At 45.6% G+C, this 16,525-nt stretch carries 12 protein-coding genes; 11 read left to right on the top strand and 1 reads right to left on the bottom strand.

The genetic code is table 11. From position 1 onward, the window contains the following. Nucleotides 1-44 precede the first annotated feature (44 nt). From xylB to cbpA, 6 genes are all read left to right on the top strand, one after another. Nucleotides 45-1,553, top strand: a complete 1,509-nt coding sequence (gene xylB / locus ACAW68_00220; GenBank protein XGA16049.1) for a xylulokinase — start codon at nt 45-47, stop codon at nt 1,551-1,553. Nucleotides 1,554-1,723: 170 nt separating this feature from the next. Then, nucleotides 1,724-2,218, top strand: coding sequence for a LysM domain-containing protein (locus ACAW68_00225; protein XGA16050.1), 495 nt, complete (start codon nt 1,724-1,726; stop codon nt 2,216-2,218). Nucleotides 2,219-2,344: 126 nt separating this feature from the next. Beyond that, the gene (locus ACAW68_00230; protein ID XGA16051.1) at nt 2,345-3,727 is read left to right on the top strand and encodes an MFS transporter; all 1,383 of its coding nucleotides are present in this window, start codon (nt 2,345-2,347) and stop codon (nt 3,725-3,727) included. 125 nt (nt 3,728-3,852) lie between these two features. Further along, nucleotides 3,853-5,187 (top strand): PTS sugar transporter subunit IIC, encoded by a 1,335-nt coding sequence (locus tag ACAW68_00235; protein XGA16052.1) that lies wholly within the window; start codon nt 3,853-3,855, stop codon nt 5,185-5,187. 3 nt (nt 5,188-5,190) lie between these two features. Next, nucleotides 5,191-6,288 (top strand): DUF871 domain-containing protein, encoded by a 1,098-nt coding sequence (locus ACAW68_00240; GenBank protein ID XGA16053.1) that lies wholly within the window; start codon nt 5,191-5,193, stop codon nt 6,286-6,288. Nucleotides 6,289-6,477: 189 nt separating this feature from the next. Then, nucleotides 6,478-7,122 carry a cyclic di-AMP binding protein CbpA gene (gene cbpA, locus ACAW68_00245; GenBank protein XGA16054.1) on the top strand — a complete coding sequence of 215 codons (645 nt, stop codon included), beginning with the start codon at nt 6,478-6,480 and terminating at the stop codon, nt 7,120-7,122. A gap of 48 nt (nt 7,123-7,170) precedes the next feature. Here the strand turns inward: cbpA and ACAW68_00250 are convergent, their stop codons facing one another. Next, complete coding sequence (locus tag ACAW68_00250; protein ID XGA16055.1) at nt 7,171-7,773, bottom strand: TetR/AcrR family transcriptional regulator; 603 nt, start codon at nt 7,771-7,773, stop codon at nt 7,171-7,173. 131 nt (nt 7,774-7,904) lie between these two features. On the opposite strand from ACAW68_00250, the gene ACAW68_00255 reads away from it, so the two are divergent. The 5 genes from ACAW68_00255 to glgA all read left to right on the top strand — a co-directional run bounded on the left by ACAW68_00255 (nt 7,905) and on the right by glgA (nt 16,508). Continuing rightward, entirely contained in the window at nt 7,905-10,655 is a 2,751-nt protein-coding gene (locus tag ACAW68_00255; protein ID XGA16056.1) for a YhgE/Pip family protein, read from the top strand. A gap of 257 nt (nt 10,656-10,912) precedes the next feature. After that, entirely contained in the window at nt 10,913-12,808 is a 1,896-nt protein-coding gene (gene glgB, locus ACAW68_00260) for a 1,4-alpha-glucan branching protein GlgB (GenBank protein XGA16057.1), read from the top strand. Further along, nucleotides 12,798-13,961 carry a glucose-1-phosphate adenylyltransferase gene (locus ACAW68_00265; GenBank protein XGA16058.1) on the top strand — a complete coding sequence of 388 codons (1,164 nt, stop codon included), beginning with the start codon at nt 12,798-12,800 and terminating at the stop codon, nt 13,959-13,961. The genes glgB and ACAW68_00265 overlap by 11 nt, the downstream gene beginning before the upstream one ends. Beyond that, on the top strand, nt 13,954-15,078 hold the full coding sequence (gene glgD / locus ACAW68_00270; protein ID XGA16059.1) for a glucose-1-phosphate adenylyltransferase subunit GlgD: 1,125 nt from the start codon (nt 13,954-13,956) through the stop codon (nt 15,076-15,078). The genes ACAW68_00265 and glgD overlap by 8 nt, the downstream gene beginning before the upstream one ends. Then, nucleotides 15,078-16,508 carry a glycogen synthase GlgA gene (glgA, locus tag ACAW68_00275; protein ID XGA16060.1) on the top strand — a complete coding sequence of 477 codons (1,431 nt, stop codon included), beginning with the start codon at nt 15,078-15,080 and terminating at the stop codon, nt 16,506-16,508. The genes glgD and glgA overlap by 1 nt, the downstream gene beginning before the upstream one ends. Nucleotides 16,509-16,525 lie beyond the last annotated feature (17 nt).

Here is a 16,525-nt window from a genome sequence, read left to right on the forward strand (position 1 = left end):
GCCCAGCCCTCGTTGTATACATAACAAAGAAAGAGGACATAAACATGAGCGAAGTCGTATTGGGTGTTGACCTAGGAACGTCATCAGTTAAGATCTCAGCTGTTGATCGTCAAGGAAACATCGTTGCACAACAATCATATGATTACCCACTATCACAACCAAAGCCAGGATACAGCGAGCAAAACCCAGAAGATTGGGTTAACGGTACGACTGTAGCCATCGTACGTTTGATTTTGGATGACGGCATCAAGCCTGAAGACATTGCTGGTATTTCATACTCAGGTCAAATGCACGGTTTGGTTTTGTTGGATGACAACAACCAAGTTTTGCGTCCAGCAATCTTGTGGAACGATACTCGTACTACGCCACAAACTAAGGAAATCGCTGAGAAGATGGGTCAAGAATTCATCGACATCACGCGTAACAAGGCTTTGGAAGGATTTACTTTGCCAAAGATCTTGTGGGTTAAGGAAAACGAGCCAGAAATCTTCTCACAAGCTTCTTCATTCGTAACGCCTAAGGATTACGTGCGTTACCGTATGACTGGTAAGTTGGCTATGGAAATTTCTGATGCCGCTGGTACGGTTGCAATGGACGTTGCTAACCGCACTTGGTCAAAGGAAGTTCAAGAAGCCTTTGGTTTGAAGCCAGAATTCTTCCCTGAGATTATCGAAGGACCAGAATTTGCTGGAACTATCTCACCAAAGTACGCTGCCTTCTCAGGCTTGACGACTGAGACTAAGGTATTTGGTGGAGCAGCCGACAACGCTGCTGGTGCCATCGGATCTGCAATTTTGCAACCTAACATGGTGATGTCATCAATCGGTACGTCAGGTGTTGTTTTGAAGTACGAAGACAACGCAGATGCTGACTACAAGGGTAAGGTTCACTTCTTCAACCACGCTATCCCTGGTAAGTTCTACTCAATGGGTGTTACTTTGGCCGCTGGATACGCTTTGTCATGGTTCAAGAAGACGTTTGCTGCTGATGAAGACTTCACGGCGATGGTTGAATCAGCTGGTAAGTCAACGGTTGGGGCTAACGGTTTGTTGTTCACGCCATACTTGGTAGGTGAGCGTACACCATACGCTGACGGTGACATCCGTGCTTCATGGACTGGTATCGACGGAACGCACAAGAAGTCTGACTTCGTTCGTTCAGTTTTGGAAGGAATTATCTTCTCATTCAAGGACATCTTTGATATCTACGAAGAAGCTGGTACTGACTTCGATACTGTTGTTGCCATCGGTGGTGGTGCTAAGTCACCATTGTGGTTGCAAATCCAAGCTGACATCTTCAACAAGAAGGTTGTTTCATTGAAGAACGAGCAAGGACCTGGAATGGGTGCCGCAATCTTGGCCGCTACTGGTTTGGGTTGGTTCGACACTGTTCAAGACGCTGCTGCTGCATGGAACTCATTTGACAAGGAATACTTGCCAGATGCAGATCGCGCTGCACGTTACGCAGAAATCCACGCTATCTACAAGCAAGTTTACGGCGCAACTGCTGAAATCTCACACGAGTTGTTGGCATTCCGTCGTTCAGCTAAGTAATTAAAATAGAAAGGGACGATACAGCGATGTATCGTCCCTTTTTTGCTGGTCGTTCACAAAAACGCCACACTGTTTAAAAAAACATTGTTGCAAACGGTGGAAGATGTTTTTTGAAGAGATTAAGTGATAATCTGAGATTAATAATTAAGTACAGTAAGGAAATGAACACCATGGAAACAAAGCAACCGCAACAATACAAGTTTTGGCTACTCGTTATTTTGGGATATATTGTTTTGTTTGTTATTGGCTTCTATTCACCAATTGTTTTGGATCGTGTGAGTGGTGGTTCACATAACGAAACAACGAAGACAGCCACAACGAGTTCAGAAAGTTCTATCGATGAAGCAGGCACAACACCAAACGACTCTGTTGATACGGCAGATGAGGAAGTTGCGTCTGAGTCTGAATCAACCGTAGCCGAGGATTATGCCGAAACGGCAAGTGAACCAGCTGCAACAAGTGAGGCAGAAGCATCAAGTGAAGCTGAGCCAGCGTCTGAGAGTTCATCAACAAGTGCTGCAACGCAATTGACAGTGCCTCAAGGAACGACAGCTTATTCAATTGCTAAGCAACATGGCCTAACAGTGGCTGAGTTGCAACAAATGAACCCATCAATTAATATGGATGCCCTGCAAGCTGGCGAAACAATTGTCGTTAGCCACTAAGAACTATTGCTCGGAGCCTTGTGCTTCGGGCTTTTTTGTTGAAATTGAAACTTAAGGAAAGTTTTACTTACGAAGAATTTATTTTTGTGCTTCAATAGTACAAGTGTTCAAAAAAGGAGTGAGAAAATGACAGAAAAAGTTTCACCACGAGTCGTTTGGTCGATTGTTGCGACTGCGATTCTAGGGTTTGTCGGTATTTTGACGGAAACGTCAATGAACGTGACGTTCCCGGATTTGATTAAGCAATTTAATGTTCCAATGGGAACAGTGCAATGGCTAACAACAGCCTATTTGTTGATTGTGGCTTTGATGATGACGACATCAGCTTATCTAAAGGCGGTGATGAGTCCACGCAAGATTTTTATTTTGGGTATGATTTCATTTGTTATCGGTGATATTATTTCCATCTTTGCCCCAAGTTTCTGGCCGTTGTTGATTGGTCGACTCATCATGGCCGTTGGAACCGGAATTGCGTTGCCATTGGTCTTTAACGTAATCTTGATGAGTATTCCGCCAATGCAACTCGGTAAGTACATGGGCTTCGGTGGCTTGATTTTGTCACTGGCGCCCGCGCTTGGCCCAGTGTACGGTGGTTTGGTGACTTATTGGCTTGGCTGGCGTGCCATCTTCGTGATTGTGTTGCCAATTATGCTGATTAGTTTGGTGATGGGATGGCGCACGTTGCCAAGTGAACACCAAGCTGAAGCGGCTAGTTTTGATTGGTGGCAATTCATTGTTTTGGGTGTGTCATTGACGACGGCCTTGTTGGCGCTTGGCGAATTGGAGTCTGGTAAGATTTCAGCCACGATTATTGTATTGGCAGTGATTGCGATTGTCGCAATGGTGCTCTTCATTCGGATTGCTGGTAAGTCAACGAAGAAGCTGTTGAACTTGTCGGTGTTCAAGAGCAAGGGAATGGTCTTTGCGTTGCTAATTTACGCAACGTCACAAGCGATTAACTTAGCTGTGAACTTCGCAATTCCGCAATATGCGCAATTGACGTTGGGTGCAACGACAATGGTTGCTGGTGCAGTATTGATGCCGGGATCATTGTTAGGATCAATCTCATCACCAATGTACGGAGCGTTTTATGATCGTGCTGGTGCGACAAAGCCGTTGACGATTGGTTCAATTAGTTTCTTTGTTGTCATGGTTATTTTTTCAATCATGGCACCATCAATTACATCAATTGGTTTAACGGTCATGTACGCGTTGTTCACGTTGGGTCGTAATTTGGCGTTCAATACATCAATGACGGCGGGTGTTGCCGAAGTGCCACGTGAAGTATCTGGTGACGTGAACGCCATTTTCAACACAATCCAGCAATTTGCTGGTGCAGTCGGAACGGCGATTGCAGCGTTGTTTATTAAGACAACCAGCGCAACGCCGGCAGCGATTGCTCATCAAACCGCCACTGGCTTGGGCCACTTGTTCTGGTTCAGCACGGTATTTGCCGGTTTGAGTTTGATTTGGCTCTTTGGTTTCACAAAGACAAAGACAGGAAAATAGTTTTTCAAGACAGTTAGCCATTTGGTTAGCTGTCTTTTTATGTCGATACATATTCACAATTTATTCCTTTTGTATCCGTTTTCATTCGATAAAATGGGCGCATAAAGGAAAAGGGGGATGTCACCATGAAGAAAGTGACAGAGTTGCTGGAACGTTATTTGATGCCAATTGGGTCGAAATTGGCTGCCAATAAGGCATTGAATGCCGTTCGTGATGGAATTGCGTATGCGATGCCATTGGTTATTGTGGGGTCTTTGACGATGTTGATTGCCAATGGGTTCTCAATTGATTCGTTCAAGACTTGGTTAATCGATAACGGAACGTTTGACTGGTTGGTTAAGATTACCAATGGAACGTTCGGTTTGATGGGGTTGGTAGCGGTATTTGGTATTGCTTACCGTTATGCACAAGAATTGAAGGTTGATGGGGTATCAGCAGGTATTATTGCCTTGTCTGGTTACGTTATCTCAACGCCAACGATTATGGCGAAGGCAGGGGAAGGTTTCCCGTTGACGTACATGGGAGCGGCAGGATTGTTTGCCTCAATCTTGATTGCTTTGGTATCAACGAGCATCTTCGCTTGGTTTATGAAGAAAGATATTCGTATTAAGATGCCTGATGGCGTGCCACCTGCTGTTGCAAACTCATTTGCAGCCTTGATTCCAGGAGCGGTTATCGTATTGCTTTGGGGTGCTATCTACGCTGGTTTGGCTGCGACGCCAATGGCTTCAATCCACGGAATCTTGCAATTGGTATTGGGTGGTCCGTTGTCAGCCTTTGGTGGTTCATTGGCCGGTGCGATTGTTGTTTCAATCGTGACGTCATTGTTCTGGTTCATCGGTGTGCACGGTGGTAACGTTACCGGTGCCATCATGTCACCAATCTGGCTAGGATTGATGGCCGAAAATGCTAAGGTTTACTCACAAAACGCGGACGCAACGATGCCACACATCGTAACGCAACCATTTATGGATTTGTTTGTTTACCTTGGTGGTGGTGGTGCAACAATTGGTTTGGTTGCAGCCATGATTTTGACGGCTAAGAGTAAGGAATTTAAGACGTTGGCTAAGTTGATCACGCCACCTGGGTTGTTCAACATTAACGAGCCAACGATGTTCGGAACGCCAGTTGTTTTGAATGTTTACTTGTTGATTCCATTTATTTTCGTACCAGTTATCAATGCCATCATCGCATATGTTACGATGGCAACAGGGATTGTTCACGCAACGGTTGGTGTTGTGATTCCTTGGACGATGCCACCAATCATTTCTGGATTCTTGGCTACTGGTTCACACGTCTCAGGTGCGGTTTTGCAAATTGTTTTGTTCGTACTTGATACGTTGCTATACATCCCATTCTTCAAGTTGGTTGACCGTCAACGTCAAGTGCTTGAAGGGCAACAAGTTGCAGACGAAACGCCAGAAGAAGTGGCGTTTCAAGAGAAGGTAACGGAGGCCTAGCCAATGGGGGAATTAGGTATTTCAGTGTATCCATCACGTGCGAGCGTGGCGGATAACATTGCATACATCGAAAAGGCGGCCAGCTACGGCTACACCCGCATTTTCACATCATTGTTAGAGTTGACGCCAGATATGACGGATTTGTTGGATCAATACAAGCAAGTCATCATGCGCGGAAACGAATTGGGGATGAAGACGATTTTGGACATCAATCCGGAATTGTTCGAGCAACTAGGAACAAGCTACACGGATTTGCGCCTATTCTCTGAAATGGGTGCTTGGGGACTTCGTTTGGATTTAGGTTTCACGGGTGCTGAAGAAGCGCAAATGACGCATAATCCATACGGGTTGAAGATTGAATTGAACATGTCACGTGGCCAACACTACATTGATTTGATCATGGATTTTGGTGTTAACCGTGATAACTTGATTGGATCACACAATTTTTACCCACAACGCTTTACGGGATTAGGACGTGACTACTTTGCAGAAACGTCTTTGCAATACCGTCACTACGGATTGCGTACAGCAGCGTTTGTTAACGCGCCAAGTGGTTCATTTGGGCCATGGCCAGTGAGTGATGGTTTGGTATCAATGGAAGATCACCGTAACTTGCCAATCGCAACGCAAGTGCAAGAATTGCGCTTCAACGGACTGGTAGATGACGTGTTGATTGCCGATGCGTTTGCGGATGATGCTGATTTGCAAGCCGCAGCGGATGCGTTCAACCGTACGATGGTTGGGCTACGTGTTGTGGAGGAACCTTTGGTATCTAAGGTTTCAAAGCAAGTGTTGTATGACCAACCACAAATGTATCGTGGTGATCGTTCAGACTATGTGCTACGTTCAACGCAAACACGCGTGAAGTACAAGGCTGAAGATTTCCCAGCGTTTAACACGGTTGATGTTACGCGTGGGGATGTCATTATCGACAACAATGACTATGGACAATACAAGGGTGAGTTGCAGATTGCGCTACGCGATTTGCCAAACGACAGCCGCATCAACGTGGTCGGTCATATCCATCCCGAGGACATGGCATTGTTATCATTGATTCAACCATGGCACGGTTTCACATTGGAGCCGGCTGAAAAGTTGTAGTAGATAGGAAGACAGTACCAGTTTGGTGCTGTCTTTTTTAGTTGGTGGTGTGTGGCTACTAACTTCCAGTTCAAAGGTGATTCTCATTATTTTAGAAGAATTCGTGATACTTTCCACAAAAAGGTGCGGTAGTACTGTAATCGTGTTATTATAATTAGATTAGAAACTAGAAAGTGGGAGTCGGCACAAATGCTAGCAACTTTAATTAAGTCCCGTGACGTATTGACGACGGTCAGCGAAAATGCGACGTTGCAAGATGCCTTGGACATCTTTAATAACTCAAATTTCCGTGCAATTCCAATCTTGGATGAGAGTGGTCAATTGTTCCGCGGTGCGATCTATAAGATGCACATCTACCGACACCAAGTTGATGGCGGAGATATGAATCTGCCGGTGACAACTTACATGCGTAACATGACGAAGTTCGTTGGCGTTGAAGCGACGTTCTTTGAGATGTTCTTTACGCTTCGTGATTTGCCATTCATCTCTGTTTTGGATAAGGATAATCATTTCATGGGGATTATGACGCACAGTCGTATGATGAAGTTGATGTCTGACTCATGGCAAACGGACGATGGGCGCTACACATTGACGCTTGTGACGGATGGTGAACGCGGTAGCTTGGAAAAGGCTGCTAAGATTATTACGCGTTATACGCAAATTTCATCATCAATGACGTTGAATCCCGATAACAACCCACGTACGGTACGTATTTTATTTACGTTGCCTGACTCAGTTAATGAAGGAACGTTGTCAAAGATTATCAAGGTGCTGTCACGCAAGGGGTTCCACTTGGAGTCGTTGGAAGACCTATCAAAATCAAATTATATGTAAAACAAAAGACCAGCCAATTGTGGCTGGTCTTTTGTTTTGGACTAGATATCAGTTGAATGTGATTAGTTCGTGAGGAGCCATGAAACGACTCTTCATCAAGATTTCAGCCAACTCTTCGGGTGACTCAGGCTCGTCCTTATCAAGCCAGTGACGCACGATGTTCAAAATGCTGTTTAGGGCGATTTCCTTGGTGTAATCGATAGGCAGTTCGCTTGAAAAACGACCATGATTTTGCGTTAACTGGCGGGTGAATAGGTGATCGACCAACTCCTTAATGCGGTTGAAGAATTGGGGATGGCCATTCGATGAGAGCAGTGCGCGCATCGTTTCGCGTTCTTGATTAACATACCCAAGCGCTTGATTAAACACTTTATAAGGCGCACCTGAGAAATCTTCAGGGGTGTGGTTAGAAAGTGGCTCAGCCAAATTGGCTGTTAAAGCAGCAGCGATATTATCAATCAATTCATCTTCGATTTTAGTTAGCAGTTCAAACTTGTCGGTGTAGTGGACGTAGAAGGTACCACGACTCACGCCAGCTTCGCGCGTGATGTCTGAAACAGTTAAACTGTTAAAGCCTTTTTCATTAATTAAATGAATAAAAGCTTCTTTAATGAGTTGCTGTGTTTGCGCATTTCGTTCTGCCTGTTTCATGTTCCCCTCCAACTTATTGAACACACTGTTCAAAACTGTGTATTGTACTCACCTTTTATAAGACTTAATATAATACAAGTAAATTATTTATTCAACAGGTTGTTCAATAATGTAAAAGGGAGGTAGCCACTGTGTTTAAAGCAGAATGGGAATATTTGAAGAAGCACAAGTTCTTCATGTTGGTTATCGTCGTATTGTTCTTCGTACCATCGATATACGCGGTAACCTTTTTGAGCTCATTATGGGATCCTTATGGTCAGGTGAAGAATTTGCCAGTCGCCATTGTTAATAAGGATAAGTCAGTCAATTATGAAGGACAGAAGCTTGCAGTTGGTGATGACCTTGAAAAGGAGCTACGCAAGTCGAAGGCAATGGATTTCCATTTCCCTTCAGAAGAAGAAGCTAAGGCCGGCTTGAAGGATGGCAAGTACTACACAGTCATCACGATTCCAAGCGACTTTTCTAAGGACGCCACGACGCTCTTGGACAAAGAGCCAAAGCAAATGAAGCTTGATTATGAGACGAGTTCAGGTCACAGTTTCATCGCAGGTAAGTTGTCAGAATCAGGGGCTAAGGAAATTAGCCAGAATGTATCAGAGCAAGTCACGAAGACTTACGCTAAGACGATTTTTGCTGAGATGAAGAAGGTCGGCAAGGGGATGGGTACGGCCGCTGATGCTAACAAGCAATTGGCTGATGGGACAACCCAAATCAAGTCAGGTTCTGATCAATTAACGAGTGGGTTGCAGACGTTATCTGCAAGTACGTTGCAATTCAACGATGGTGCCCAAACGTTGACGCAAGGATTATCACAATACGTTGACGGTGTCGCACAAGCTGATTCAGGTAGCCAGCAAGTAACGGCCGGACTTGGCCAATTGAATAGCCAAGTGCCTGCTTTGGTTGGTGGTGTTAGCCAATTGGCAAACGGTAGCAATCAAGTGACGGCCGGACTTGGTCAATTAAACAGTCAAGTGCCAACACTGGCAGGTGGTGTTAGCCAGTTAGCAAACGGTAGCAACCAACTAACAGCTGGTATTGGTCAATTGAATAGCCAAGTGCCAACGTTGGTTGGTGGTGTTAACCAATTGGCGGCAGGTGGTAATACGCTAACATCAGGCGTGCAACAATACACGGCTGGCGTCAACCAAGCAGCATCTGGTAGTGAGCAACTTGCTAACGGTGTGGATCAATTGAACCAACAATTGAAGGGCCAAGATTTTGAAGGCAAGATTACAACGTTGCAAACGCAAGTGGCGATGCTACAAGATATCGCTAAGGATATGCCTTCGAATGAACAACTCCAAGCGCAGTTGCAGACTGCTCAAACGCACTTGGATAATTTGAACAAGGCGACTGCAGATGATGCCGCAGCAATGCCGGCAAATGTTGATAAGGCGTTTGCTGATGCTGGTGTACAGGTGACGCCAGAGCAAAAGGCAAAGATTGCCGCATCATTGACTGCAGACGTTAACAACAGTGAAACGTCTAAGCAAATTGAGCCAATTGTTAAGGACATTGCGGCCCTTTCAGAACAAATTAATGCGTTTAATAATGCGCACGGAAGTCAAATCACACAACTGGCTGAGGCAGCCAATAACACGGATTTGAACGATGTGAACACGCAACTTGAGCAAATGAAGGCGTTGCCAGGTGCAATTAATACCCTAGATGAAAAAACGCATGAGTTGTCAGCAGGTTTGAACCAATTGGCTGGTAAGTCAACTGATTTGCAAAGCGGCGCAACGCAATTGAACAACGGTTTGAATACGTTGAACGGCAAGACGAGTGACTTGTCAAACGGGACGAATGCCTTGATGACCGGTGCAACGCAATTGAATAATGGTTTGAATACGTTGAACGGTAAGACAAGTGACCTATCAAATGGTGTCAGTGCGTTGACGAACGGATCAACGCAAGTGAGCGATGGTCTAAACACGTTGAATGGTAAGACTGGTGACCTATCAAACGGAGCTAGCCAATTGTTGGCCGGTTCAAGTCAATTAACGACCGGTTTGGATACACTAAACAGCAAGCGCAGTGAGTTGAACAGTGGTGCTGGTCAATTGGCCGATGGCGCTCGTCAACTTAATGGTGGAGCTAACCAATTGACGACGGGTGCTGAGCAATTGAGCCCAGCGTTGGCACAGGTGCAAGCTGGTAACCAAACGTTGGCTGATAAGATGGGTTCAGCAGCTAAGCAAGTTAACGACACCAAGGCAACCAACAAGACGTTTAAGCAAATTGCAGCCCCTGCAACGGCAAAGCAAACCGAAAAGGATCATGTTGCTAACAACGGAACTGGTATGGTGCCATACATGTTCTCAGTTGCCATGTTCGTTGGTATGATGGCGCTGAACTTGATGCTTGATATGATTTCACCACGCACTAAGATTAGTTCTTTGGCTGCTTGGATGGGATCAAAGATGGTCATGTTGTTCGGTATCGCCGTTATGGCGGCAACTGTTTTGTATGGTTTGAGTATTAGTATTTTGGGACTAGATCCAATTCACCCATTACAAACATATGGCTTTATGATACTTATCTCATTGATGGATGCTGCGTTAGTAACAGCTATCTACATGTGGTTCGATAAGGCTGGTGCGTTTGCTGCCATGGTTCTATTGGTCTTCCAATTGAGTGGTTCAGCTGGAACGTATCCAATTCAATTGTCTAATGCATTCTTTGAGTGGTTGCACCCATACTTGCCAATGACTTATACGGTTGATGGTTTGCGTGAGACAATCATGATTGGCGGCTCAGCAATGCCACAAGTTGAAGTGCTATTTAGCATTTTTGTCGTATCAATTATTGCGATGGTGATTTACTATGTTAGCCACCGTCGTCACTACAGCATGATGCAAGATATTGCCGAGGCATAAAGCGAGATATAAAAAATCTTACGAATTAAATACTTTGAGAAACGCCCGCTCAGCTAGGTTGCTGAGCGGGCGTTTTTGCGTGTTCAAATTTTTTTAAAAACTTTGCTCAAAAAATAACAAATTCGGCAACTGTCCGAGCGGAAGTGTGAAAAAATAACATATTTTCTCAGATATGGATTTCATATCTCTAGCATATGATTAAAAGACAATCTCTGAAACGGACGATTTTCCAGAGAAAAGAAAGAAGGACCATGATTATGCTGAAACCACATGTACTGAACGAAAGCTTACAAGCTGCATACTTGTTCAATACTGGTCAGTCATATCGCGCAGATAAATTTTTTGGGGTGACGCGCAACGGACAGGAATTAACTTTCCGCGTTTGGGCACCGCACGCCGAAGAAATTCACTTAGTGTCGGCACACTGTGATTGGGCGATTCACGACGACTTTGCCATGACCCCGTTAGAGGAGACGGGTGTTTGGGAAGTTACGACTGACGTATTGGACGAAGGTGACTATTACAAATACGCCATTAAGACGCGTGATGGTGAAGTGTTACTACGCACAGATCCATTCGCTCATGAATACGAAAAGAAACCCGGTGTTGCAGCGATTGTAAACACGGATTCATACAAGTGGCACGATGGCTTATATCGTGGTCGTCAAGGTCGACGCGACAAGTTGAACCAACCGGTTAATATCTACGAAATGCACATGACATCATGGCGCCGTCACATGGACGGGTCATACATGTCATATCGTGAACTGGCGGATCAATTGATTCCGTACGTTAAGGAAATGGGATACACCCACATTGAGATGTTGCCGATTACGGAACATTTGTTGGATATGTCGTGGGGGTACCAAACGTATGGTTTCTTCGCAGCAACGTCACGAATGGGGCGTTTGCAAGATTTACAATATTTCGTTGATGAAGCCCACAAGGCCAATATCGGTGTGATTTTGGACTTTGTGCCAGGTCATTTTATCAAGAACTACGACGCGCTATATCGCTATGACGGTACGCCAACATTTGAGTCTGGTAACCGTACGATTGCTGAAAATGTGCGTTGGGGAACTTGGAACTTTGACTTAGGAAAGTCACAAGTGCAAAGCTTCTTGATTTCAGCCGCATTGTTCTGGCTAGAAGATGTGCACTTTGACGGTCTACGTGTGGATGGTGTGTCAAACATCATCTACATCAACCAAGATGCGGGCAAGGAAGACTGGCGTAACGAAGATGGCACAGCTTACGACTATGCAGGAATTGCATTCTTGCAAAAGCTGAATGCGATTATTCATGATCGCGTGCCAGCGGCGTTGATGTTCGCCGAAGAAGCGACCGCCTACCCTGGGGTGACATCACCTGAGGGGCTGGGATTTGACTTCAAGTGGAACATGGGTTGGATGCATGACACACTTGATTTCTTTGAACTTGATTACCTTTACCGACCAGGTGCATTTAACAACTTAACGTTTAGCTTCATGTACACGTTTGATGAGCAATTTACGTTACCGCTATCACACGATGAAGTTGTTCACGGTAAGAAGAGTTTGATGCACAAGATGTTCGGTGACCGTTATAACCAATTCGCAAACCTACGCACCATGATGGTTTGGATGATGACACATCCAGGTAAGAAGTTGCGCTTCATGGGTAGTGAATGGGGTCAATTCTTGGAATGGCGTGACGAAGAACCGTTGGAGTGGCGCGACCTAGAAGACGGTCTAAACCGCAGCATGCAACACTTCACGGCCGAACTTAACAAGTTGTATCGTGACCAACACGCTTTGTGGGAACAAGATTTTGTACCTGAAGGGGTTGATTTCTCACAAACTGACGAAGGGTATCGTGGCACCATGGCGTTTATGCGTCGTGGTAAGAAGGCCAGCGACACACTCATCATGGCGATGAATACATTGCCGGTACAAAAGAATGATTACCGCGTTATCGTACCTAAGGCCGGTAAGTACGAGGTGCTCCTAAACACGGAAAACAGTGACTTTGGTGGTACTTGGAAGCACATTCCAACGGAGCACGAAGCCTTCTTGGCCGGTGACCATTATGAAATTTCAGTTATTTTGCCTGCAACTGGGGCATTGATTATTAAGCAAAAGAAGCAAACACGGGGAAAGAAAAATGAAGGATAAAGTAACGGCTTTGATCCTCGCAGGGGGACAAGGAACACGACTAGGCAAGTTGACGAAGAACTTGGCTAAGCCAGCAGTGCCATTCGGCGGACGCTACCGCATTATTGACTTTACGTTGAGTAACTTGGCGAACTCAAACGTGACGTCGGTTGGGGTAATCACACAATATGAACCATACGAATTGAACCAACACATTGGGAACGGCTCAGACTGGGGCCTAAATGTGATGGACGGTGGCGTATCAATTTTGCAACCATACTCAGACGGTGAAGGTAACAAGTTCTTTGAGGGAACGGCCCACGCCATTTACCAAAACATTGGTTACATTGACCGCCAAGATCCTGAATACGTGATGATTTTGTCAGGTGACCACATCTACAGGATGGATTACACAGACATGATTGACGCGCACAAGGAGACGGGAGCTGATTTGACGGTTTCAGTTATGCCAGTGCCGATGGACGAAGCATCACGTTTCGGAATCATGAATACGGATAACGATAACAAGATTGTGGAATTTGAAGAAAAGCCAGCTAACCCAAAGTCTAACTTGGCTTCAATGGGAATCTACGTCTTCAACTGGAAGAAGCTACGTGAGTACTTGGTAGCAGGGTACGAGCAAGGCGAAGATATGGTCGACTTCGGTAAGAACGTGATTCCAGCTTACTTGGCAAATGACGAAAAGGTTTACGCCTTTGCCTTCCGTAACTACTGGCGCGACGTTGGTACGATTCAATCATTGTGGCAAGCGAACATGGAATTGTTGGAACGCGACAATGAGTTGAACTTGTCAGACCGCGCTTGGCGTATCTACTCACACAGCACGAATCAAAACCCAATGTACGTGGCACAAGAAGCTCAAATTCACGATAGTTTGATGGTGGATGCTGTGTACGTTGCGGGTCGTGTCTCACACAGTTTGATTTCAACTGGTGTGACAGTAGAAGACCATGCAGTGGTTGATCACAGTGTGATTATGCCAGGGGCAAAGATTGGCGCAGGCGCAGCTGTGTCATATGCAATCGTTGGTGAAGGTGCTGTGGTGGCGCCGGGTGCTGTGATTGTTGGAACGCCTGATGATATCGCAGTTGTTGGTTGCGATGAATATTATGCAGAGACGCAAGTAAATGAGGGGGTATTGTCGAATGCGTAATCAATTAAGTGTCATTCTCGATTTGAATGAAGCACACTGCCATACTTTGGGACAATTGACGGTTGATCGTCCATTGGGAAGCGTGCCATTCGGTGGTAAGTTCCGATTGGTTGATTTCCCACTATCAGCTGCAAGTAATGCGGGTGTTACGAAGACAATGATGGCCATGCCAGACCGTTGCCAATCAATTTTGGACCACGTTCGTACGGGGCGTGAATGGCAAATGGATCGCTTGGGCGGTGGTTTATTTATGACATTTCAGTCAGAACGTGGTTTATTAAAGGACATCCGTCGCTTTATTAATCACGCTAAGACACCATACACAGCTATCTTGGGGACGTCAGAAGTGACGAACTTGGATTTGAAGGCGATTGTGGCGAACCACGAACAACAAGCACAACCCGTTACGGTTGTTGCGCGTTGGATGGACGTGGCTGATTTGGTGCCTGGTATGCAAGTGCTGACGTTGACTGACGAAGGATTGGCTCGTAACTTTGAGCCGGCTGAAAACGTACGTCGTTCATCTGAAGAGCAAGTATTGGTTTATTTGCAAGCCAGCGTTGTTGATTCAAACATTTTGCAAGTGGCGGCTGATCGTGAAATTGAACATGCGACGGGTAAGAACGTCCAAGCTTTGACGCGTCAATTGATGAGCGACTTTGGCGCTAACGTGGTTGTGCACGAAGGCGTTCACTTGCCAGTGCACGATGTGAAGAGTTACTTCGAAGCAAACAAGGCATTGTTGGATTTTGACAACTACCGCAGCTTGTTGATGGAACGTCCAGTGCACACGAAGTCAAAGAATGAAGCGCCAGCGCACTTTATGCCATCAGCTGAAGTGCACCGTTCATTGTTTGGAACGGGTGGTACATTTGCCGGATCTGTTTCAGATTCAGTTGTCTTCCGAACGGTTGAAGTGGCAGAAGATGCGAAGGTGCGTCATTCAGTTGTTTTGCAAGGTTGCAAGATTGGTGCCGGGGCTGATTTGTCATATGTCATCATGGACAAGGATGCCGTGATTGAGCCTGGTGTTGTGTTGCACGGTACGCCAGAAATGCCAATTATCGTTGGCAAGGAAGCAGTTGTGCGTGCAGCCAAGAAGCAGGTGACTGTCTAATGAAAGTACTGTTTGCTGCAAGTGAAGTAGTGCCGTTTTACAAAACGGGAGGCCTCGGGGATGTGGCCGGTGCTTTGCCTAACGCGCTAAATGCGCAAGGTGAAGATGTACGTGTGGTTGCACCGTACTACCATGAAATTTTTCCAGAAAAGTACCGCGACCAATTGATGGATTTGCACTGGTTTACAGTGTGGATTAACAATCATGAGGAATATGCTGGCGTGAAGACGATGCGCTTGAACGGTGTTATCTACTACTTCATCGATAACCAATCATATTTCTCAGGTAAGAAGCTTTACGAACACTGGAATGACGGTGAACGTTTTGCCTTCTTCCAACTGGCTGTCATTGAAATGATGCAAGAAATCGATTTTATTCCAGATGTCTTGCACGCCAATGACTGGCACACAGCAATGATTCCAGCTTTGTTGAAGACGCGTTATGCCTGGCAACAACCGCTACAACAAATTAAGACATTGTTGACGATTCACAACATGCAATTCCAAGGTGACTATGCGCCAGAAACGTTGCAAACGTTCTTTGATTTGGATTGGAATTTGTACGCGAGTGGAGAAGCGCGCTTTGGGGATGGTAGCAACTGGTTGAAGACGGCGATGGTGTTTGCCGACCGTATCAACACAGTTAGTCCAACGTATGCCGAAGAGATTAAGACACCTGAATTTGGTGAGCATCTTGATCCAGTTTTGCGCATGTACGAAGGTAAGCTATCAGGAATCGTAAATGGGGTTGATACAGAACGTTACAACCCAGCCACTGATCCAGATTTGCCATTTAACTATGATGCAACTGATTTGAGTGGTAAGGAAAAGGATAAGCACGCGTTGCAAGACGAATTTGGCTTGCCACACGCAGCTGGTCCTTTGATGGTGATGGTGTCACGTTTGACACCACAAAAGGGTGTGCATTTGCTAGCTGAAGCATTGCCATATTTCTTGGCAACGCACGACGCACAAGTCGTTATTTTGGGAACAGGGATTCCTGAACTGGAAGGCCAGTTGACGAACTTGGCAGCGCACTACCCAGATCAATTACGTGTCATCATTGATTTTGATGTGCATTTGGCCCAACGCATGTATGCGGCAGCGGATATGTTCCTAATGCCAAGTGCATTTGAGCCATGTGGTATTTCACAAATGATGGCGCAATTGTATGGCACGTTGCCATTGGTACACGAGGTTGGTGGCTTGTGTGACACAGTGGTGCCGTATAACGAGGTTTCAGGAGAGGGAACCGGATTCGGGTTCAAGCAATTTGATGCTAGCACCCTTGGTTGGATGATGGATTACGCGCAACAAACGTTCTTGAACAAGCCAGAAGCATGGCGTAGTTTGCAAGAACAAGCGATGGCAGTTGATGTGTCTTGGACACAATCAGCCAACGCCTATCGCGAACTCTATGAACAACTATAAAGATTATTGAGGTGAGT

Source organism: Weissella confusa (assembly GCA_041871065.1).
Classification (GTDB): Bacteria; Bacillota; Bacilli; order Lactobacillales; family Lactobacillaceae; genus Weissella; species Weissella confusa_A.